The organism is Streptomyces sp. NPDC052687 (assembly GCF_040678395.1).
Taxonomy (GTDB): domain Bacteria; phylum Actinomycetota; class Actinomycetes; order Streptomycetales; family Streptomycetaceae; genus Streptomyces.
Map to the genome: position 1 here is coordinate 31258 of NZ_JBFATR010000003.1, position 19380 is coordinate 50637.

The 19380-nt window shown below is 73.2% G+C and carries 16 protein-coding genes; 9 read left to right on the top strand and 7 right to left on the bottom strand.

From position 1 onward, the window contains the following. Nucleotides 1–4: 4 nt before the first annotated feature. The 4 genes from AB0K92_RS04945 to AB0K92_RS04960 all read right to left on the bottom strand — a co-directional run bounded on the left by AB0K92_RS04945 (nt 5) and on the right by AB0K92_RS04960 (nt 3515). A complete protein-coding gene (locus AB0K92_RS04945) occupies nt 5–844 on the bottom strand; it encodes a 1,4-dihydroxy-6-naphthoate synthase (protein WP_365919470.1) in 840 nt (279 codons plus the stop codon). Beyond that, nucleotides 841–1557, bottom strand: coding sequence for a futalosine hydrolase (locus tag AB0K92_RS04950; RefSeq protein WP_365919472.1), 717 nt, complete (start codon nt 1555–1557; stop codon nt 841–843). Before AB0K92_RS04950 ends, AB0K92_RS04945 begins: the two co-directional genes overlap by 4 nt. After that, nucleotides 1527–2027 (bottom strand): DUF2771 domain-containing protein, encoded by a 501-nt coding sequence (locus AB0K92_RS04955; RefSeq protein ID WP_165999890.1) that lies wholly within the window; start codon nt 2025–2027, stop codon nt 1527–1529. The genes AB0K92_RS04950 and AB0K92_RS04955 overlap by 31 nt, the downstream gene beginning before the upstream one ends. A gap of 63 nt (nt 2028–2090) precedes the next feature. Then, entirely contained in the window at nt 2091–3515 is a 1425-nt protein-coding gene (locus AB0K92_RS04960; protein ID WP_365919473.1) for an MFS transporter, read from the bottom strand. A gap of 330 nt (nt 3516–3845) precedes the next feature. Here AB0K92_RS04960 and AB0K92_RS04965 point away from each other — a divergent pair, with 330 nt between their 5' ends. The 5 genes from AB0K92_RS04965 to AB0K92_RS04985 all read left to right on the top strand — a co-directional run bounded on the left by AB0K92_RS04965 (nt 3846) and on the right by AB0K92_RS04985 (nt 10975). After that, nucleotides 3846–4772, top strand: a complete 927-nt coding sequence (locus AB0K92_RS04965) for a DUF3027 domain-containing protein (RefSeq protein ID WP_365919475.1) — start codon at nt 3846–3848, stop codon at nt 4770–4772. A 107-nt stretch (nt 4773–4879) separates the two neighbouring features. Beyond that, on the top strand, nt 4880–8008 hold the full coding sequence (locus tag AB0K92_RS04970; protein ID WP_365919477.1) for a molecular chaperone Hsp90: 3129 nt from the start codon (nt 4880–4882) through the stop codon (nt 8006–8008). Between the two features lie 192 nt (nt 8009–8200). Next, nucleotides 8201–8980, top strand: a complete 780-nt coding sequence (locus tag AB0K92_RS04975) for a calcium-binding protein (RefSeq protein ID WP_365919479.1) — start codon at nt 8201–8203, stop codon at nt 8978–8980. Nucleotides 8981–9024: 44 nt separating this feature from the next. Continuing rightward, entirely contained in the window at nt 9025–9891 is an 867-nt protein-coding gene (locus AB0K92_RS04980) for a calcium-binding protein (protein ID WP_365919481.1), read from the top strand. A gap of 178 nt (nt 9892–10069) precedes the next feature. Further along, entirely contained in the window at nt 10070–10975 is a 906-nt protein-coding gene (locus AB0K92_RS04985; RefSeq protein ID WP_365919483.1) for a DUF5707 domain-containing protein, read from the top strand. Nucleotides 10976–11002: 27 nt separating this feature from the next. On the opposite strand, the gene AB0K92_RS04990 is transcribed toward AB0K92_RS04985, so the two are convergent. Further along, entirely contained in the window at nt 11003–13396 is a 2394-nt protein-coding gene (locus AB0K92_RS04990; RefSeq protein WP_365919485.1) for an HAD-IC family P-type ATPase, read from the bottom strand. 135 nt (nt 13397–13531) lie between these two features. Beyond that, on the bottom strand, nt 13532–13795 hold the full coding sequence (locus AB0K92_RS04995) for a DUF2530 domain-containing protein (RefSeq protein ID WP_365919487.1): 264 nt from the start codon (nt 13793–13795) through the stop codon (nt 13532–13534). Between the two features lie 114 nt (nt 13796–13909). On the opposite strand from AB0K92_RS04995, the gene AB0K92_RS05000 reads away from it, so the two are divergent. Beyond that, nucleotides 13910–15361 carry an NCS2 family permease gene (locus AB0K92_RS05000; RefSeq protein ID WP_365919489.1) on the top strand — a complete coding sequence of 484 codons (1452 nt, stop codon included), beginning with the start codon at nt 13910–13912 and terminating at the stop codon, nt 15359–15361. Nucleotides 15362–15497: 136 nt separating this feature from the next. On the opposite strand, the gene AB0K92_RS05005 is transcribed toward AB0K92_RS05000, so the two are convergent. Continuing rightward, nucleotides 15498–15689, bottom strand: coding sequence for a ribbon-helix-helix protein, CopG family (locus AB0K92_RS05005; RefSeq protein ID WP_365919491.1), 192 nt, complete (start codon nt 15687–15689; stop codon nt 15498–15500). A gap of 119 nt (nt 15690–15808) precedes the next feature. On the opposite strand from AB0K92_RS05005, the gene AB0K92_RS05010 reads away from it, so the two are divergent. From AB0K92_RS05010 to thpR, 3 genes are all read left to right on the top strand, one after another. Continuing rightward, a complete protein-coding gene (locus AB0K92_RS05010) occupies nt 15809–16246 on the top strand; it encodes a MarR family transcriptional regulator (protein WP_165999866.1) in 438 nt (145 codons plus the stop codon). A gap of 31 nt (nt 16247–16277) precedes the next feature. Next, complete coding sequence (locus tag AB0K92_RS05015; RefSeq protein ID WP_365919493.1) at nt 16278–17636, top strand: MFS transporter; 1359 nt, start codon at nt 16278–16280, stop codon at nt 17634–17636. A 1121-nt stretch (nt 17637–18757) separates the two neighbouring features. After that, the gene (gene thpR, locus AB0K92_RS05020; RefSeq protein ID WP_365919495.1) at nt 18758–19330 is read left to right on the top strand and encodes an RNA 2',3'-cyclic phosphodiesterase; all 573 of its coding nucleotides are present in this window, start codon (nt 18758–18760) and stop codon (nt 19328–19330) included. Nucleotides 19331–19380 lie beyond the last annotated feature (50 nt).

Below are 19380 nucleotides of genomic sequence, written 5' to 3' on the forward strand. Positions count from 1 at the left end.
ACCGTCACGGGAAATCCAGCGCCTCGGGGCCGAGGGGCGGCACCAGTCCCTCGGCCGCCGCGCGGGTGAGCAGCCCGCGGACCGCCGCGTAGCCCTCGTCGCCGAGGCCGGCGGTGAACTCGTTGACGTACAGCCCGATGTGCTGGTCGGCGACGGCCGGGTCCATTTCCTGGGCGTGTTCCATGACGTACGGGCGGGACGCCTCGGGGTCGTCCCACGCGGCCCGTACGGACGTACGGATCGAGTCGGCGAGCCGCCGCAGGGCCGGCGCGCCCAGCGACCGCTTCGCGATGATCGCGCCCAGCGGGATCGGCAGCCCGGTGGTGTCCTCCCAGTGCTCGCCCATGTCGGCGAGCTTGTGCAGCCCGTAGGTGTGGTACGTGAAGCGGGCCTCGTGGATGACGAGTCCGGCGTCCACCCTCCCGTCCCGCACCGCGGGCATGATCTCGTGGAACGGCATCACCACGATCCGCCCGACCCCGCCGGGCACGGTGTCCGCCGCCCACAGCCGGAACAGCAGGTACGCCGTCGACCTCTCACTGGGCACGGCGACCGTACGCCCGGTCAGGTCCGTACCCGGCTCCCGCGTCAGCACCAGCGGCCCGCAGCCCCGCCCCAGCGCCCCGCCGCACGGCAGCAGGGCGTACTCGTCGAGGACGTACGGCAGCACCGCGTACGACACCTTCAGCACGTCGAACTCGCCGCGCTCGGCCATGCCGTTGGTGACGTCGATGTCGGCGAACGTCACGTCCAGACCGGGGGCGCCGGGGACGCGGCCGTGGGCCAGGGCGTCGAAGACGAAGGTGTCGTTCGGGCAGGGGGAGTAAGCGATCCGCAGCTTCATGCCGGTGTCCAACCCTCCAGGACGGGTGCGAGCTTCCCGAAGCCCTCGGTCAGCGCGGTCAGCGCGTCGCCGATCCGCCAGGCGGCGCGGTCGCGCGGGCCCACCGGATTGGAGACGGCCCGCAGTTCCAGCACGGGCACGCCGTGCGCGGCGGCGGCCTCGGCGACCCCGAAGCCCTCCATGGCCTCGGCGAGGGCGCGCGGGTGGCGGGCCCGCAGGGCCGCGGCGCGCGCGGCGGTGCCGGTCACCGTGGAGACGGTGAGGATCGTGCCGGCGCGGGCCCCGGTGGCGGCCGTGACGTCCCGTACCAGGGCGGCGGGGGGACGGTGGGTGACGGTGCCGAAGCCCAGCTCGGTGACCGGCACGAAACCGTCGGCGGTCTCGGCGCCCAGGTCGGCCGCGGTGATCTCGTCGGCGACGACCAGCGAGCCCACCGGCGCCTCGGGCGCGAAGCCGCCGCCGATGCCGGCGCAGACCACCAGGTGGAAGGGGCGGCCGTCCCGGGCGGCCTCGGTGAGGGCGGTCGCCGAGGCGGCGGCGGCGCGGGCGGGACCCACACCGGCGGCGATGACGACAGGCCCGCCGGACTCCTGCCCGCCGGCCTGGGAAAAGGCCCTGGCCACCGCGTCCCGCTCGGCGGGGACCGCGGTGGCCACCAGGACGCGTGCCACCGGGGACGTGGTCAGGCGTCCTTCTTCAGCTTGAAGGACCACAGCCCGGTGGCGTCCCGCTCGCCCTCACGGATGGAGACCAGCGTGGAGTCGCCCTGCGCGCCGTACTGGGCGTTGAAGAACACGCTGCCCGGGATGGTCGTGTACGTCTTCTTGATGGGCTCGTTCAGCAGCGGCTGGCCGTTCATCATGATGATCCAGCCCTTGTCCGCGACGGCCGGGTCGACGCCGAAGCGCACCAGCTCGTCGGGGTCGACGGAGAGGGAGTCGATGTCCTTCTCCTTGAGGCACTTGGCCAGCTCCTGCGCCTTGAGGACCTTGCCCTCCTCGTAGCAGGTCGCCTCGGAGCTGACCGAGTCCGAACCGACCGTGATGGTCGAGACCGGCGTCGGCTTGTCGCAGGCCGACAGGACGAGCAGTCCGGCGGAAACGGCGCCGGCAACGGCGACGGCGCGGCGGCGTCGCCCAGCACTGTGTTGACTAGCGGCTTCGCCGCGGGGCAGCGTGGTCATGGCCGAAGGCTATCGGGCGCACGAGGACGAGCGCCCGGGTGGGGGTGGGCGGCAGGGCGTGGGTTACGCCACTCGCGCGCGCGGCCGGCCGCCGTGCCGGGCCGAGCCGAGCAGCCCGCGCACCGTCGTCAGCCAGCCGGCGGCCAGCACACCGGCGCCCACGGCGAGCCCCAGCGTGCCGTTCAGCGGCATCGCGATGCCGATCGCGCCGCCCAGCACCCACGACATCTGCAGCAGCGTCTCCGAGCGGGCGAACGCCGAGGTGCGCACCTGCTCCGGCACGTCCCGCTGGATCAGCGCGTCCAGTGACAGCTTCGCCAGCGCCTGCGCGAAACCGGCGACCGCGGCCAGGCACGCCACCAGGAACGCGCCGAAGAACACCGCCGCGATGACCGCCACCCCCAGCTCCACCGCGACGACCGTGACGATGATGACCTCCGGGGCGCGGGCCCGCAGCGCCGCCCCCACCGCCGTACCGCAGGCGTTGCCGACGCCCGCCGCGACCGCCACCATGCCCAGCGAGACGGCGGCGCTCTGCCCGGTCAGCGGGTGCTCGCGCAGCAGGAACGCCAGGAAGAAGATCAGGAACCCGGCCAGACAGCGGATGGCCGCGTTCACGCCGAGGGCGTGGGTGACGGCGATGCCGACCGTCCGCAGCCCCGGGCGCTTGACCGGCTTGCGGTGCGGGCCGTGCAGATGGTCCGCGTCCGCCGCGAGCAGCGCGGTGTCCTCGCCCTTGGCCGAGTCGACCTTCCGTGGCAGCGAGAAGGACAGGAACGTTCCCGCGACGAAGATCACAAAGGCGCCGTAGAGCGGCCAGCGCGGCCCGAGCGCCTGCAGCCCGGCCCCCACGGGCGCGGCCACCCCGGTGGCCAGCAGCCCGCCGAGGGTCACCCGCGAGTTCGCCTTCACCAGCGAGAAACCGGGCGGCAGCAGCCGTGGCACCACGGCACTGCGCACCACGCCGTACGCCTTCGACGCCACCAGCACGCCGAGCGCCGCCGGATACAGCTGGATGCTTCCCGAGACCACCGCCCCGGACAGCACCAGGGCGAGCAGCGCCCGCGCCAGCATCGCGCACGCCATCGCGGCCCGCCGCCCGTGCGGCACCCGGTCGAGCAGCGGGCCCACCACGGGCGCCAGGAGCGTGAACGGGGCCATCGTGATCGCCAGGTAGAGGGCGACCCGCCCGCGCGCCTCGTCGGTCGGCACGGAGAAGAACACGGTCGAGGCGAGCGCGACGGTGATCATGACATCGCCGGCGCCGTTCACCGCGTGCAGCTCGATCAGCTTGCCCAGGCCCGACTCGCCGGCGCCGTGCGCGTGCGTCGCCTTCCGGATCCCGCGCGCCGTCCCCGTGACCGGGAGGTGCAGGGCACGTCCCAGCGCGCGGAGCGAGCCGCCCCACCGGCCCGTTCCGCTGCCTCGGCTGCTCCCCTCGGCCCCACCGATTCCGCTGGTGCCACCGGGTGTCCTCGCGGCTGCCACCCCGTCATAGTGCCCTGAGATCGGCACGGGTAAGGGTGTTACGAGCCGGATGGCGGCGAACTCGGGGCAGCGGCGGCGGCGAACCGAGGGGGGATCGGCCGGGCGGCGGTGTAGGCCAAGTGCACGGGAACAGGTAGCGTGCGTAGCGCGCCGTGGCGAACGTTCTCGGCCGCGCGCCTCACCGGCATCCCGCAGAATGGATGACGTAGGTGTGCCCGAGAGCGTGAGGACACGGACGTCGACGCGGTCCCCAGGTCCGCTCCGTCCGCCGCCCCCACCGCCTCAAGGCAAGGCGCACCCGTAAGACGGCGTAGGAGAGAAGCGATACCTGTGAGCGCAGCGACAACGCGAAGCCGCACCCCCGACCGCCTGTGCGCCGAGGCCGTCGACCTCGCCCGCGCCGCCGCCGAGGAGGCCGCCGCGCCCGGCGTCGTCGGGGAGCACGCGGGGCTGGTCTCCGAGGGCGACCGCGTTGTCACGCACTTCTTCGAGTGCAAAGAGCTGGGCTACCGGGGCTGGCGCTGGGCCGTGACGGTGGCCCGCGCCTCCCGCGCCAAGATCGTCACGGTGGACGAGGCGGTCCTCCTGCCCGGCCCCGACGCCCTCCTCGCCCCCGAATGGGTGCCGTGGAGCGAACGCCTGCGCCCCGGCGACATGGGCCCCGGAGACCTCCTGCCCACGGACGCCGAGGACCTCCGCCTGGAGCCCGGCTACACCGGCGAGGACGAGACCCCGCCGAACTCCGCGGTCTCCCAGGACATGGCGGAACTGGCCGAGGCCGAGGACGCCGAGGTGACCGCCGAAACCCCGGCCCACCTCCCCCAGGCCCCCTCGCGCGGCTCCATCGCCGCCGTCGCCGAGGAACTCGGCATGCGCCGCGCCCGGGTCCTGTCCCGGTACGGCCTGCACGTCGCCGCCGACCGCTGGGAGGAGGCGTACGGCGCCAAGACCCCCATGGCCCAGGCGGCCCCCGCCTCCTGCGTCAGCTGCGGCTTCCTCGTCCCCATCGGCGGCTCCCTCGGCCAGGCCTTCGGCGTCTGCGCCAACGAGTTCTCCCCCGCCGACGGCCGCGTGGTCTCCCTGGCCTACGGCTGCGGCGGCCACTCCGAGGCCGCGGTCATGCCCAAGCCGCCCCAGCCGGCCCCGCCCGTCATCGACGAGACCCGCGTCGACCCCTTCCCGCTGCGCCCGGCCCGCGACTCCGGCTCGGTCCCGGACGTCACGGACGAGGAGACGGCGGAGCTGGGCCACTCGTAATCCGGCCGGCCCATCGCGGGTGGTCGCGCGGGCGCCCACCCGGCGCTCCGGACGGCCCCCGCGATCGCGGTACCTTCGTCCTCTCGTCACGAGGAGGAGAAGGCAACGTGAGCAAGTACGTGCGGCCGGCGGCCGAGGGGGCCGATCCGTTCGGGACGGGGCGGCTGCGGCGCGGGGTGCTGGACGCGTGGGCGACCAGCGCGGCGCGGTTCCGGGAGGACGCCAACGCCGAGGAGGACCTGGTCCTCGGCGGCTACCGGGACCGGCTCGTCATCGAGCTCGCGCAGAACGCCGCCGACGCGGCGGCCCGCGCCGGTGTGCCGGGACGGCTGCGGCTCACCCTCCGGGACGGGGTGCTCGTCGCCGCCAACACCGGAGCCCCGCTGGACGCGGCCGGAGTGGAGTCCCTGTCCACCCTGCGGGCGTCGGCCAAACGGGACACCCACGAGAGTGCCGTCGGACGGTTCGGCGTCGGCTTCGCGGCCGTGCTCGCCGTGACGGACGAGCCCGCCGTCGTCGGCCGGCACGGGGGCGTGCGCTGGTCGCTCGCCGAGGCCCGGGACCTGGCCGCCGACGTGGCGCGGCACAGCCCCGCACTGGGCGACGAGATCCGGCGGCGGGACGGGCATGTGCCGCTGCTGAGGCTGCCGTTCGCCGCCGAGGGGCGCGCGCCCGAGCCGTACGACACCGCCGTCATCCTGCCGCTGCGGGACACGCCCGCCGCCGACCTCGCCGAGCGGCTGCTGCGCGCCGTCGACGACGCGCTGCTCCTCACCCTGCCGGGGCTGGAGGAGGTCGTCATCGAGACCGGGGACGACGCGCCGCGCACGCTCTGGCGGCGGACCGAGGGCGACCTGACCGTCGTGGAGGACTCGCGGGACGGGACGACCACCTGGCGGACGTCCTCCGCGCACGGTCCGCTGGCACCCGAGCTGCTGGCCGGGCGGCCGGTCGAGGAGCGGCTGCGGCCGTACTGGTCCGTCACCTGGGCCGTGCCCGTGGAGCCCGAGACCGGGGCGCCCGCGCGGCCCCGCACCGCCCCCGTCGTGCACGCGCCCACTCCCAGCGACGAACCCCTGGGCGTGCCCGCGCTGCTCATCGCGTCCTTCCCCCTCGACACCACCCGCCGGCACGCCACGCCGGGGCCGCTCACCGACTTCGTCGTCGAGAAGGCGGCGGACGCCTACGCCGCGCTGCTGGCCGGCTGGCGGCCGGTGACGGACGGGATCATCGACCTGGTGCCCGGTCCGCTGGGCAAGGGCGAGCTGGACGGGGCGCTGCGCCAAGCGATCCTCGCCCGGCTGCCGCGTACGGCCTTCCTGCCGCCCGCCCTCCCGCCCGCCGAGGGCGACAGCGAGCTGCCCGAGTCGCTGCGGCCGCGGGACGCCGAGGTCGTCGAGGGCGCCGGCGCGGAGACCGTGCGGGTGCTCGCCGAGGTGCTGCCCACGCTGCTGCCGGCCGGTCTGGAGCGGCGCGTCGAGCTGCGGACGCTGGGGGTGGCGCGGGTGCCGCTGACGGACGCCGTGGACCGGCTGGCCGGGCTGGAGAAGGAGCCCGGCTGGTGGTGGCGGCTGTACGACAGCCTCACCGGAATCGACCCGGACCGGCTGTCGGGGCTGCCGGTGCCGCTGGCCGGGGGCACCTCGACCATCGGGCCGCGCCGCGTGCTGCTGCCGCTGCCCGACGCCACCGCGGCCGAACCGGACCTCCTGGCCCGGCTCGGCCTGAAGGTCGCCCACCCGGACGCCGCGCATCCGCTGCTGGAGAAGCTGGGCGCGCTGCCGGCGACGCCGCGGGCCGTGCTGACCACGCCGCAGGTGCGGGCCGCCGTCGCCGCCTCCCTGGAGGACGACGGCGGCGCCGGCTGGGAAGAGGACGCGCTCGACCCCGAGGAACTGGCCGAGACCGTGCTCACGCTGGTGCGGGAGGCGGGGCTGGAACCCGGCGACGAACCCTGGCTGGGCGCGCTCGCCCTGCCGGACGAGGACGGCGAGCCGACCCCCGCGGGTGAACTCGTCTTCCCCGGCAGCCCCTTCGCCCGGGTCATGCGGGAGGGTGAACTCCCCCTCCTGGACGCCGAGCTGGCCGAACGCTTCGGCCAGGCCCCGCTCGCCGCGTGCGGAGTCCTGGTGAACTTCGCGCTCGTCCGGGCCACGGACGTCGTCCTCGACCCGGACGAGCTGGAGCCGAGGGACGGCGACTACGCCGAGCCGGACGATCCGGGGCTGCTGGACGCCGTGGACGTGTGGTGCGAGGACATCCTCGACCGCTTCCCGGACACGCCCGTGCCGCCGGTCGCGACCGAGCTGGTCGCCGTGCGCGACCTCGACCTCGTCGACGACGACAAGTGGCCGCAGGCCCTCGCCCTGCTCTCCCGGCCGCCGCTGCGCGACGCCCTCACCCAGCCGGTGCGGATCCTGCTGCCCGACGGCACCCACGAGGTCGTACGGCCCTACACCGCGTGGTGGCTGCGCGGGCACCCGGTGCTCGACGGGCGCCGGCCCGCCGGACTGCTGGCCGCCGGCGGCGACCCGCTGCTGCGCGGGCTGTACGACGAGGCCGACGCCACCGGGTTCGACGACGAGCAGGTGCTGCGGGCACTGGGGGTGCGCACCTCGGTGGCGGCGCTGCTCGACGAGCCGGGCGGGGCGGCCGAGCTGCTGGACCGGCTCGCCGATCCCGGCCGGCACGTCACCGCCGCCCAACTGCACGGGCTGTACGGCGCGCTGGCCGAACTGGACCCCGAGCAGGTGACCCTGCCCGACGAGCTGCGGGCCGTCGTGGACGGGCGGGTCGAGGTGGTCGACGCGGCCGACGCGGTCGTCGTCGACTCCCCGGACCTGCTGCCGTTCACCGCCGGGGTGCCGCTGCTCCCGGTCCGCCCGAACCGGGCCGCCGAGCTGGCCGAGCTGTTCCAGGTACGGCGGCTGAGCGAGTCGGTGACCGGCGAGGTGACCAGCGAGGGCACCGAGCACGAGGTGCCGGACGCGGTGCGGGTGCTGCTGGGTCCGCGTACGCCCCGGTCGTACGTCGAGCACGACGAACTCGTCGTCGACGGCGTCGGGATCGACTGGCGGCTCACGGACGACGGGGTGCTCCACGCGGCCACCCTGGAGGGCGTCGCCGCGGGCCTCGCCTGGGCGGCCGGCCAGTGGCCCCGCCGCTTCGAGGTCGCGGCCCTGCTGGAGGACCCGACACGGACGGAGGAACTGGCGCGGGACCGGTGGTTCGACTGACCCCCGGCGCGGTGCGCACCCCGCGCGGAATCCCCCGCACGAATTTTTCACGAGCCGTACAACCATTCACCGGTGTCGCGAATCTGATCACGTGAGTCAACAGACTCTGTGATCACTCGGGCCCCGTCGGCACCGCACGAAGCGGCGGTTACGACTGGCGGCGGGGCCCCTCGCTTTCCACGGGGAAGACACATGCGTATCCGTGCCACCCTCGGCGTCGCCACCGGCGCCCTGGCGCTCACCGTCGTCGCGGTCCCGGCCGCCCAGGCCGACGAGATCCGCGGCGACACCACGATCTCGAACATCTCCGTGAACGGCGGCAAGCCCGTCGTCGTCGGCGCGTCCGCCACCAAGACGATCACCGTCTCCTTCACGGTGAAGGACGACTCGGGCGTCGACAAGGCCATGGCCCTGCCGTACCACGGCGCGAACCTGGACAACGCGGACAGCGCGGCCCTTCCCCACACCGAGGACGACTTCTCGGTCTGCACGAAGGTCAACGCGACCACCGCGAACTGCACGGCGAACTACCCGTTCGTTCCGGGCGGGAACGCCATCAACAAGGTCGCGGGCGGCTGGAAGCTCTGGGTCTTCGCCTCCGGCAAGGACGGCGACTACGTCCAGAAGGAGAACGCCAAGAGCTTCTCCCTCCAGCGCCTGTCCAAGCTGACGGTCAACGCCTCCCCGGAGCCGGTGAAGAAGGGCAAGACCCTCACCGTCACGGGCAAGCTGACCCGCGCGAACTGGGACGCGAACAAGTACTCCGGCTACTCCGGCCAGTCGGTGAAGCTCCAGTTCCGCAAGAAGGGCTCCAGCACCTACACCACGCTGAAGACCATCAAGACGAACACCTACGGCGACCTGAAGACCACGGTCACCGCCACCGCGGACGGCTACTACCGCTACAGCTTCGCGGGCACCTCGACCACCCCGGCGGTCAGCGCCGCGGGTGACTACGTCGACGTCCAGTAGGTCGCGCCACTCCCATCGCTCTTTCCCACCTGCTGAGGAAACACATGCGTATTCGCACCACCGTGGCCGCCGTCACCGGCGCCCTCGCCCTGACCGCCGTCGTCGCGCCGGTGGCGCAGGCGGACAGCCACGCCGACATCGACCGGCCGAGCGCCGCCGAGCGCTTCGGCGTCTCCGCGAACAAGTCGGCGTTCAGCACCTCCGCCGCCGCGGAGGAGGCGCCGGTCATCTCCAACGTCACGGTGAACGCCGGCAAGAGCGTCGTCGTCGGCACCACGTACGCCAAGACCTTCACGGTCTCCCTCAAGGCGAGCCACCCGACCGGCATTCTCGACGCCTACATCGACCTGTGGCACGGCACCAGCGCCGAGGACGACATCGACGGCTGGCTCGCGCCGAACGAGGACGCCGCCACCTGCACCGCGGTCAGCTCCACCACCTCGACCTGCAAGCTGACGATCACCGCGCTGCCGGGCGCCGAGGGTGACCTGTACGGCAACTTCCTCGCCGGCACCTGGCACGTGGCCGCGGCCGCCTTGGCCAACGACGGCAGCGAGTACGGGAACGACTACTACAAGACCCACAAGGTCCAGCGCCTGTCCAAGCTGACCGTCAACGCCTCCCCGGAGCCCGTGAAGAAGGGCAAGACCCTCACGGTCACCGGCAAGCTGACCCGCGCCAACTGGGAGACGGGCAAGTACGCGGGCTACTCGGGCCAGTCGGTCAAGCTCCAGTACCGCAAGAAGGACTCCAGCACCTACACCACGCTGAAGACCATCAAGACGAACACCTACGGCGACCTGAAGACCACGGTCACCGCCACCGCGGACGGCTACTACCGCTACAGCTTCGCGGGCACCACGACCACCCCGGCGGTCAACGCCGCGGGTGACTACGTCGACGTGCAGTAGTCATCAGGCAGCCGAGCACACACGGCAGTTGAGCACGGCCCCGGAAGCCATCCGGGGCCGTGCCGCTTTCCGGCTGTCTTTTCAGCCGCGCACGGCGCCGGAGCAACCCCGGCCCCCTCAACTCCATCTGATCACATGAGTCATGACTCGGCTCCACGATCATTCACTTGGGGAACGCATGCGTATACGAGCCACCGTGGCCGCCGTCACCGGCGCCCTGGCCCTCTCCGCCCTCGCCGTCCCGGCCGCGCAGGCCGCCGGCGGTTCCGCAGCGGACGACGACTACCGCGCCGACGTGGCGAGGATCGCCCGGGCCGCGACCGACCGCGCCGCCGGCCAGCCGTACGACCTGAACGTCAGCTTCTCCGGCTTCAAGGTCGCCAAGGCCGTCAAGGTCGGCACCACCCAGCACGTCTCCACCACGGTCAGCTACACCCTGACCCACGACGCGGACGTCAACGTCAAGTCCGGCGACTTCCTCAGCGCACCGGTCCTGTACCGCGGGACCATGCAGGCGCCGACCTCCGTCCCGCTGATGGGCAACAAGCCGGCCACCTGCACCGCGACCTCGGCCACCACCGCCACCTGCACCGGCAAGATCGACATCTACCCGGGCCAGGACGACCTGCTCAACTCCGACGCCGGCACCTGGAAGGGCGGCGCGCTGGCCGTCGACTTCAACGGCCAGGACCCGGACGGCTTCGACTTCGACATCACCAAGGTCGGCTACGCCGAGCAGGGCGGCCTCGGCACCACCCTGATCCAGCGCAACTCGACGCTGACGGTGGACGCCACGCCGGAGCCGGTGCAGAAGGGCAAGACCCTCACCATCACCGGCAAGCTGGCCCGCGCCAACTGGGAGACCCACAAGTACGCCGGCTACACGAACCAGCCGGTGAAGCTCCAGTTCCGCAAGGACGGCACCACCACCTACACCGACGTCAAGACCATCAAGACGGACTCCACGGGCAACCTGAAGACCACCGTCAAGGCCGGCGTCGACGGCTACTACCGCTACAGCTTCGCGGGCACCTCGACCACCCCGGCGGTCAACGCCAAGGGCGACTTCGTCGACGTGCAGTAACCCAGTTCGGTCCGACCCAGGTCCGTCTCAGGCCGGGAAGCGGCGGCCGACCCAGCGCCACAGCAGCTCCAGGGCGGCCGCCGCGCCCGCCGCGATGCCCACCGCGATCCACGGCATCGTCACCCCGACCAGCCGCAGCGCGAAGAAGTCCTGGAGCCACGGCACCACCAGCACCACCAGGAACCCGGCACCCATCGCCGCGACCAGCGCGATCCGCCACCAGGTGTAGGGCCGGGCGATGATCGCCAGCACCCACATCGAGATCAGGAACAGCGTCAGCGTGGCGGCGCTGGTCTCCGCGTCCAGCGCGCCCGGCCCGCCGTAGTGCCGGCGGGCCAGCAGATACGTCGCGAAGGTCGCCAGCGCGGCCAGCACCCCGCCCGGAATCGCGTACCGCATCACCCGCCGCACGAAGTGGGGCTTCGCCCGCTCCTTGTTGGGCGCGAGCGCCAGGAAGAAGGCCGGGACGCCGATCGTGAGCGTGGACAGCAGGGTGAGGTGGCGGGGGAGGAACGGGTACTCCACCTGCGAGCACACGACCAGGACCGCCAGCAGCACCGAGTAGACCGTCTTCACCAGGAACAGCGTCGCCACGCGCGTGATGTTGCCGATCACCCGGCGGCCCTCCGCCACCACCGACGGCAGGGTGGCGAAGCTGTTGTTCAGCAGCACGATCTGCGCCACCGCGCGGGTCGCCTCCGAGCCGGAGCCCATGGCCACCCCGATGTCGGCGTCCTTCAGCGCCAGCACGTCGTTCACCCCGTCGCCGGTCATCGCGACCGTGTGCCCGTGCGACTGGAGCGCGCCGACCATGTCCCGCTTCTGCTGCGGGGTGACCCGCCCGAACACCGTGCCCTCGTCGAGGGCGGCCGCCATGCCCTCGCGGTCGCCGGGCAGCCGGCGCGCGTCCACCACCGCCCCGGTCAGGCCCAGCTTGCCCGCCACCGCGCCCACGGAGACCGCGTTGTCGCCGGAGATGACCTTGGCGCGGACGTCCTGCTCGGCGAAGTAGCGCAGGGTGTCGGCAGCGTCGGGGCGCAGCCGCTGCTCCAGGACGACGAGTGCGGCCGGTTTCGCGCCCCGCGTCAGCTCGGCGGAGGAGAGGCCGTCGGCGGCGGCGCGGGCCAGCAGCAGCACGCGCAGGCCCTGCTCGTTGAGGCGTTCGGTCTCGCCGAGGGCCGGGTCGTCGGCGGGCAGCAGCACGTCGGGGGCGCCGAGCAGCCAGGTGCTGGTGTCGCCGTCGCCCTCGATGAAGGAGGCGCCGCTGTACTTGCGGACCGAGGAGAACGGCAGGGACTCCACGCAGCGCCAGCCGTCGGCCTCCGGGTAGGCGTCGATGATCGCCTGGAGGGAGGTGTTGGGGCGCGGGTCGGACTCGCCGAGGGCGCCCAGGACCTGGCGCAGGTACGGCTCGTCGTGGCCGTTCAGCGCCCGCAGCCCGGTGACGTCCATGCCGCCCTCGGTGAGGGTGCCGGTCTTGTCCAGGCAGACCGTGTCGACGCGGGCCAGGCCCTCGATGGCGGGCAGCTCCTGCACCAGGCACTGCTTGCGGCCGAGCCGGATCACGCCGATCGCGAAGGCGACGGAGGTGAGCAGCACCAGGCCCTCGGGGACCATGGGGACGATGCCGCCCACGGTCCGGGCGAGGGAGTCCTTGAAGTCGGCGTCCTTGACCACCAGCTGGCTGATGACCAGGCCGATGGCGGTGGGCACCATCATCCACGTGACGTACTTGAGGATCGTGGAGATGCCCGAGCGCAGCTCGGAGTGGACCAGCGTGAACCGGGAGGCCTCCTCGGCGAGCTGGGCGGCGTAGGCCTCGCGGCCCACCCGGGTCGCCTGGTAGGCGCCGCCGCCGGCGACCACGAAGCTGCCGGACATCAGCTGGTCGCCGGGGCGTTTGACGACCGGGTCGGCCTCGCCGGTCAGCAGGGACTCGTCGATCTCCCAGCCGTCCGCCTCGACGCACACCCCGTCGACCACGATCTTGTCGCCGGGCCCGGCCTCGATCACGTCGTCCAGCACGATCTCGGAGGTGCCGATCTCGGCGGCGGCGCCGTCGCGGCGCACCGTGGGCCGCACCTCGCCGATCAGCGCGAGCGAGTCGAGGGTCTTCTTGGCCCGCCACTCCTGGACGATGCCGATCCCGGTGTTGGCGAGGATGACGAAGCCGAACAGGCCGTCCTGGATCGGCGCGACGAACAGCATGATCACCCAGAGCACGCCGATGATCGCGTTGAACCGGGTGAAGACGTTCGCCCGGACGATGTCCGTCATCGACCGGCTGCTGCGCACCGGCACGTCGTTGACCTGTCCGCGCGCCACCCGCTCGGCCACCTCCGCGGCCGTCAGCCCGCCCGGCGAGGGCGTGCGCACGGGGTGCGCGGATCCGGGCCGGCCGTCCGCGTCGATGTGCGTCATGCCTTCGACGGTACGTGCGGCCATGGCCGTTCACCGCCCGGACGCGGGGAAGATCCGACCACGGTAGGACGCGGGTCGTGCCGTGGTACTACGGGCCGGGTGGGGGGCGGTCGGGGGCGCCCCGGCGGTGGACGCCTACGCGGCGGAGGCCTTCTCGCGCTCCGCGCGCTTGAGCGCCTGGTCGCGCCTGCGGACGTACCAGACGCCGATCAGGCCGAGGCCGCCGCCGGCCAGGCAGGTCCACAGCCACCAGGTGTGGCCGCGCTCGTCGAACCAGCCGTAGAAGGGGAGCTGGACCAGGAAGAGGACGAACCAGAGGATCGTGCCGCCGGTGATGGTGGCGACCACGGGGCCCTCCAGGGGCTCCGGCGCCTCGTGCTTGGGGGTCCACTTCGCCATGCGGGTCAGTCTAGGCCTGGAGGGGGTCTACGCGCGGAGATGGCAATCAAGGAACTCATATGTTCATACTGAGACCGTTTGTCTCTGTCCACTTCTGCTCGTAGGAACACACCAATGCCCACCTCGGCACCCGCCAAGGTCCCCACGCCCGAGCAGCCGGGCAAGGCGTCGCTCCCCGGCGCCCTCGACCGCTACTTCAAGATCTCCGAGCGTGGCAGCACCCTGGCGCGCGAGGTCCGCGGCGGTCTCGCGACCTTCTTCGCGATGGCCTACATCATCGTGCTGAACCCGATCATCCTCGGCAGCGCGAAGGACATGTACGGCAACCAGCTGGACAACGGCCAGCTGGTCACCGCGACCGCGCTGACCGCGGCGTTCACCACCCTGCTGATGGGTGTCATCGGCAACGTGCCGATCGCGCTCGCCGCCGGTCTCGGCGTGAACTCGGTGGTGGCGCTCCAGCTCGCGCCCCGGATGTCCTGGCCGGACGCGATGGGCATGGTGGTGCTCGCCGGTTTCGTGGTGATGCTGCTGGTCGCCACCGGTCTGCGCGAGCGGGTGATGAACGCGGTGCCGTTCGGCCTGCGCAAGGCGATCTCCATCGGTATCGGCCTGTTCATCATGCTGATCGGCCTGGTCGACGCCGGCTTCGTCTCCCGGATCCCGGACGCCGCCCACACCACCGTCCCGCTCCAGCTCGGCGGTGACGGTCACCTCAACGGCTGGCCGGTGCTGGTCTTCGTGCTCGGCGCCCTGCTCACCCTCGCGCTGATCGTGCGCAAGGTGCCCGGCGCCATCCTGATCTCGATCGTCGTGATGACGGTCGTCGCGGTCGTCATCGAGGCCGTCGCCAAGGTGCCCTCCTGGGGCCTGACGACCCCGAAGTGGCCGGGCAACCCGGTCGCCACCCCGGACTTCGGCCTGGTCGGCGAGGTCAGCCTGTTCGGCGGCTTCGAGAAGGTCGGCGTGCTGACCGGCGTCCTGTTCGTGTTCACCGTGCTGCTGTCGTGCTTCTTCGACGCCATGGGCACGATCATGGGCGTCGGCGACGAGGCCAGGCTGACCGACGCCCAGGGGCAGATGCCGGGCATCAACAAGGTCCTGTTCGTCGACGGCATCGCGGTCGCCGCGGGCGGCGCCAGCTCCTCCTCGGCGACCACCGCGTTCGTGGAGTCCACGGCCGGTGTCGGCGAGGGCGCGCGGACCGGCTTCGCCAACGTCGTCACCGGCGGTCTGTTCGCCGTGGCCCTCTTCCTGACGCCGGTCGCCACCATGGTGCCGTCGCAGGCGGCCACCCCGGCGCTGGTCGCGGTGGGCTTCCTGATCCTCGCGGGCTCCGTCAAGGAGATCGACTGGGCGGACCACACGATCGCCATCCCGGCGTTCGTGACGATGCTGATGATGCCGTTCACCTACTCGATCACCAACGGCATCGGCATGGGCTTCATCACCTTCGTGGTGCTGCGCCTGGCGGCCGGCCGGAGCCGGGAGGTCCCGGCGGCGATGTACGTGGTGGCCGCGGTGTTCGCCTTCTACTACCTGATGCCGGCGCTGGGGCTCACGTGACGCCTCGCACGGCAGCTCACGTGACGCCTCGCACGGCAGCTCACGTGACGCCTCGCACGGCAGCTCACGGGACGCCTCGCACGGCAGCTCACGGGACGCCTCGCACGGCACCTCACGGGACGCCTCGCACGGCAGCTCACGTGACGCCCTCGACGCCGTAGAACCTCTCTGTCTCCTCGACGGCCGCCTGGAAGCGCTCGTCGAAGTCATCACGGATGAGCGTCCGGACGACATAGTCCTGGACGCTCATTCCTCTTTTCGCCGCGTGGTGCCGGAGCCGTTCGAGCAGCTCCCCGTCTATCCGCAGGCTGAGCACGCTGGTCCCCATGGAGACGAGGGTCGGCGCACGCCGGGCGCGGTGTGTCGGATTCTGCTTCCGGATCACCCGGACGGGTGATGGCAGGGGCGAGTGGTCTTTAGCGAGAGTAATGAGATATGCTAATGACTATGCCGGACCTCACCCATGGCGACGACGTGGCCGCCGTGAACTCCCTGCGCTCCGCCGTGATGCGGCTCTCCCGTCGGCTCAAGCACCAGCGGGTCGACGAGTCGCTGAGCCCCACCGAGATGTCGGTGCTGGGCACCCTCTCCCTCTGCGGCCGGGCCACCCCCGGTGAGCTCGCCCGCAAGGAGCACGTGCAGCCGCCGTCGATGACCCGCATCGTGGCACTGCTGGAGTCCAAGGGACTGGTCCGGCTGGAGCCGCACCCCGAGGACCGGCGCCAGAAGGTGGTGACCCCGACCGAACAGGCCGAGGCCATGCTCGAGGAGAGCCGCAGAAAGCGGAACGCCTTCCTCGCCACCCTGGTGGAGGGCCTCGACGAGGACGAGTGGGCCAAGCTGCGCGCCGCCGCCCCCGTGCTGGAGAAGCTCGCGCACCTGTAAAGCAGCCGTAGCAAGGAGGAGGCGAACCCTTTTGAGTACGGGATCCGGAGCACACTCCGCCCCCGCACCGACCACCCACGACACCTCATCCGCCGCCGAGGCCCCGCGCAAGGCCTCCATGTTCAGCTCCCTGAAGATCAGGAACTACCGCCTGTACTTCATGGGACAGGTCGTCTCCAACACCGGCACCTGGATGCAGCGCATCGCCCAGGACTGGCTGGTGCTCAGCCTCACCGGCTCCGCCACCGCCGTCGGCGTGACCACGGCCCTGCAGTTCCTGCCGATGCTGCTCTTCGGCCTGTACGGCGGCGTCCTCGTCGACCGCCTGCCCAAGCGGCCCACCCTGCTGGTCACCCAGACCGCGATGGCCGTCACCGGCCTCGCGCTCGCCGCGCTCACCCTGACCGGCCACGTCCAGGTGTGGCACGTGTACGTCGCCGCCTTCGCCGTCGGCCTCGCCACGGTCGTCGACAACCCGGCCCGCCAGTCCTTCGTCAGCGAGCTGGTCGGCCCCGGCCGGCTGCAGAACGCGGTCAGCCTGAACTCGGCGAACTTCCAGTCCGCCCGCCTGATCGGCCCCGCCGTCGCGGGCCTGCTGATCACCGGCGTCGGCACCGGCTGGGCGTTCCTGCTCAACGGGCTGTCCTTCGTCGCGCCCATCACCGGACTGCTGCTCATGCGCTCCCGGGAACTGCACGTCGTCGAGCGCGCCCCGCGCGGCAAGGGCCAGCTCCGCGAGGGCGTGCGCTACGTCGCCGCGCGCCCCGAGCTGATCTGGCCGATCGTGCTGGTCGGCTTCGTCGGCACCTTCGCCTTCAACTTCCCCGTCTACCTCTCCGCCTTCGCCGACGACGTCTTCCACGCCGGCGCCGGCGCCTACAGCCTGTTCAACACCCTGATGGCGGTCGGCTCCGTCGCCGGCGCCCTGCTCGCCGCCCGGCGCGGCACGGCCCGGCTGCGGGTGCTGAGCACGGCGGCGATGGTGTTCGGCGCGGTGGAGATCGTCGCCGCGGCGTCGCCGCAGCTGTGGATGTTCGCGGCGCTGATGGTGCCGCTCGGCGTCTTCGGCATGACGGTGAACGTCACCGCCAACACCGGCATCCAGATGGCGACCGACCCCGCCATGCGCGGCCGGGTGATGGCCTTCTACATGATGGTCTTCCTCGGCGGCTCCCCGGTCGGCGCCCCGATCGTCGGCTGGATCACCGACACCTACGGCGCGCGCGTCGGCCTCGCCGCGGGCGGTGCGATCGCCGCGCTGGCCGCCGCCGTGATCGCCCTCGTCCTGGCCCGCACCGGCGGCCTGCGCCTCGCCGTCGGCTGGCACCACGGCCACCCCACAGTCCGCTTCGTCCCCCGCGAACGCGAACGCCTGACCACGGCGGCCTGACCCCACCCGGCGCCGCCCGGGTGCCCCACGCCTGCCAGCGGGGCCGACGGGGCGCCGGAGGGCCTGCGCCCCGTCGGAGGCCAGCGCTCGTCGGGCGCCTTGCGCCCGCCAGCGGGGCTCGCGGTAGCCGGAGGCCCTGCGGCCGCCGGACGCCTCGCGTCTGTCGGAGGCCCTGTGCCCGCCGGATGCCCCGCGCCCGCCGGATGCCCCGCGCCCGCCGGATGCCCCGCGCCCGTCGGACGCTCGCGTCTGTCGGAGCCCAGCGCTCGTCGGGCGCCTTGCGCCCGCCAGCGGGGCTCGCGGTCGCCGGAGGCCCTGCGGTCGCCGGAGGGCCTGCGGCCACCGGAGGCCTCGCGTCCGCTGGAGGCCTCGCGCCCGCCAGCGGGCCCTGCGCCCACCGGAGGCCTCGCGCCCGCCAGTGGGGCTAGCGCCCCCCGGAGGCCCTGCGGTCGTCGGAGGCCCTGGCCCCCCGGAGGCCTCGCGCCCGTCGGACGTCTCGCGCCCGCCAGTGGGGCTTGCGCCCCCCGGAGGCCCTGCGGTCGTCGGAGGCCCTGGCCCCCCGGAGGCCTCGCGCCCGTCGGACGCCTCGCGCCCGCCAGCGGGTCCTGCGCCCCCCGGATGCCCTGCGGTCGTCGGAGGCCCTGGCCCCCCGGACGCCTCGCGCCCGCCAGCGGGCCTGCGGTCGGCGGACGCCCCCGCGTCCGCCAGCGGGGCCGACGGCCGCCTGCGGCGCCCTGCGGCTGTCTGCCGCGGTGAGCCACGGGCCCCGAGCGCTCGGTTCCCCCGCTCGCCCGGTTCCTGCCGCCTGGTCCCCCCGCCCGCCCGGTCCTTCCCGGGCCCCCGAGCGAGCCGTGGCCGTCTGCGGTGGGCTGGCTCGTGGGCGGTGGGCTTCAAGGCCAGCGGCCCTGGACAGTGGTCCCGGCCGGGACGCCGTCCCGCGGGAGGGGCCGCTCGTGACGGCCCCTCCCGGTGCCGGGGCACGACCGGCCGGATCACCTGGACACCGGATCACCTGGACACCGGCGCCCGCCGGGGTCGCCCCCGGCGGGCCGACGCGGTGCGTGGTGGCCCCGGTGTCCGGGTGGGCCGGGCGTCGGGGGGCCTTGTGTCAGGGTGGCCGTATGAGACTCTTCGCCGCTGTGCTGCCGCCCGATGACGTGGCCGGGGAGCTGGCCGCCCAGGTGGACGCGCTGCGCGCCCTGGCCGGTGCGGACCGGCTGCGGTGGACCGGGCGGCCCGGCTGGCACTTCACGCTCGCCTTCTACGGCGAGGTCGACGACGCCCTCGTCCCCGGCCTGTCGGCCCGCCTGGAGCGGGCGGCGCGCCGTACCGAGCCGTTCCGGCTGGCGCTGCGCGGCGGCGGCCGGTTCGGACACGGGCGGGCGCTGTGGACCGGCGTGGACGGCGATGTCGCGACCCTGCGGCTGCTGGCCGACCGCGCCGAGGCGGCGGCCCGCAAGGCCGGCGTCCCCATGGGGGAGCACCGGCGGTACCAGCCGCACCTGACCGTGGCCCGCAGCCGCGAGGCGGTGGACGTACGGCCGTACGTCCAGGCCCTGGACGCGTTCGCCGGCCGTACCTGGACCGTCGCCGAGCTGACGCTCGTCCGCAGCAACCTGCCGCGCTCCGGGACGCCGGGGGAGCAGCCGCGTTACGAGACGGTCGCCCGCTGGGCGCTGGGCGGGGCCGGTTAGGCTCGGCACGTGGACCCGAAAACCCGGAACCGGATCATGGCCGGTGCGCT

Excerpts from the sequence above, each read along its gene's own strand:
- AB0K92_RS04945 (WP_365919470.1), bottom strand. The coding sequence starts at position 844 with ATGAAGCTGCGGATCGCTTACTCCCCCTGCCCGAACGACACCTTCGTC.
- AB0K92_RS04955 (WP_165999890.1), bottom strand. The coding sequence starts at position 2,027 with ATGACCACGCTGCCCCGCGGCGAAGCCGCTAGTCAACACAGTGCTGGG.
- AB0K92_RS04975 (WP_365919479.1), top strand. The coding sequence starts at position 8,201 with ATGCGTATCCGTGCCACCCTCGGCGTCGCCACCGGCGCCCTGGCGCTC.
- AB0K92_RS04980 (WP_365919481.1), top strand. The coding sequence starts at position 9,025 with ATGCGTATTCGCACCACCGTGGCCGCCGTCACCGGCGCCCTCGCCCTG.
- AB0K92_RS04985 (WP_365919483.1), top strand. The coding sequence starts at position 10,070 with ATGCGTATACGAGCCACCGTGGCCGCCGTCACCGGCGCCCTGGCCCTC.
- AB0K92_RS04990 (WP_365919485.1), bottom strand. The coding sequence starts at position 13,396 with ATGACGCACATCGACGCGGACGGCCGGCCCGGATCCGCGCACCCCGTG.
- AB0K92_RS04995 (WP_365919487.1), bottom strand. The coding sequence starts at position 13,795 with ATGGCGAAGTGGACCCCCAAGCACGAGGCGCCGGAGCCCCTGGAGGGC.
- AB0K92_RS05000 (WP_365919489.1), top strand. The coding sequence starts at position 13,910 with ATGCCCACCTCGGCACCCGCCAAGGTCCCCACGCCCGAGCAGCCGGGC.
- AB0K92_RS05005 (WP_365919491.1), bottom strand. The coding sequence starts at position 15,689 with ATGGGGACCAGCGTGCTCAGCCTGCGGATAGACGGGGAGCTGCTCGAA.
- AB0K92_RS05010 (WP_165999866.1), top strand. The coding sequence starts at position 15,809 with ATGCCGGACCTCACCCATGGCGACGACGTGGCCGCCGTGAACTCCCTG.
- thpR (WP_365919495.1), top strand. The coding sequence starts at position 18,758 with ATGAGACTCTTCGCCGCTGTGCTGCCGCCCGATGACGTGGCCGGGGAG.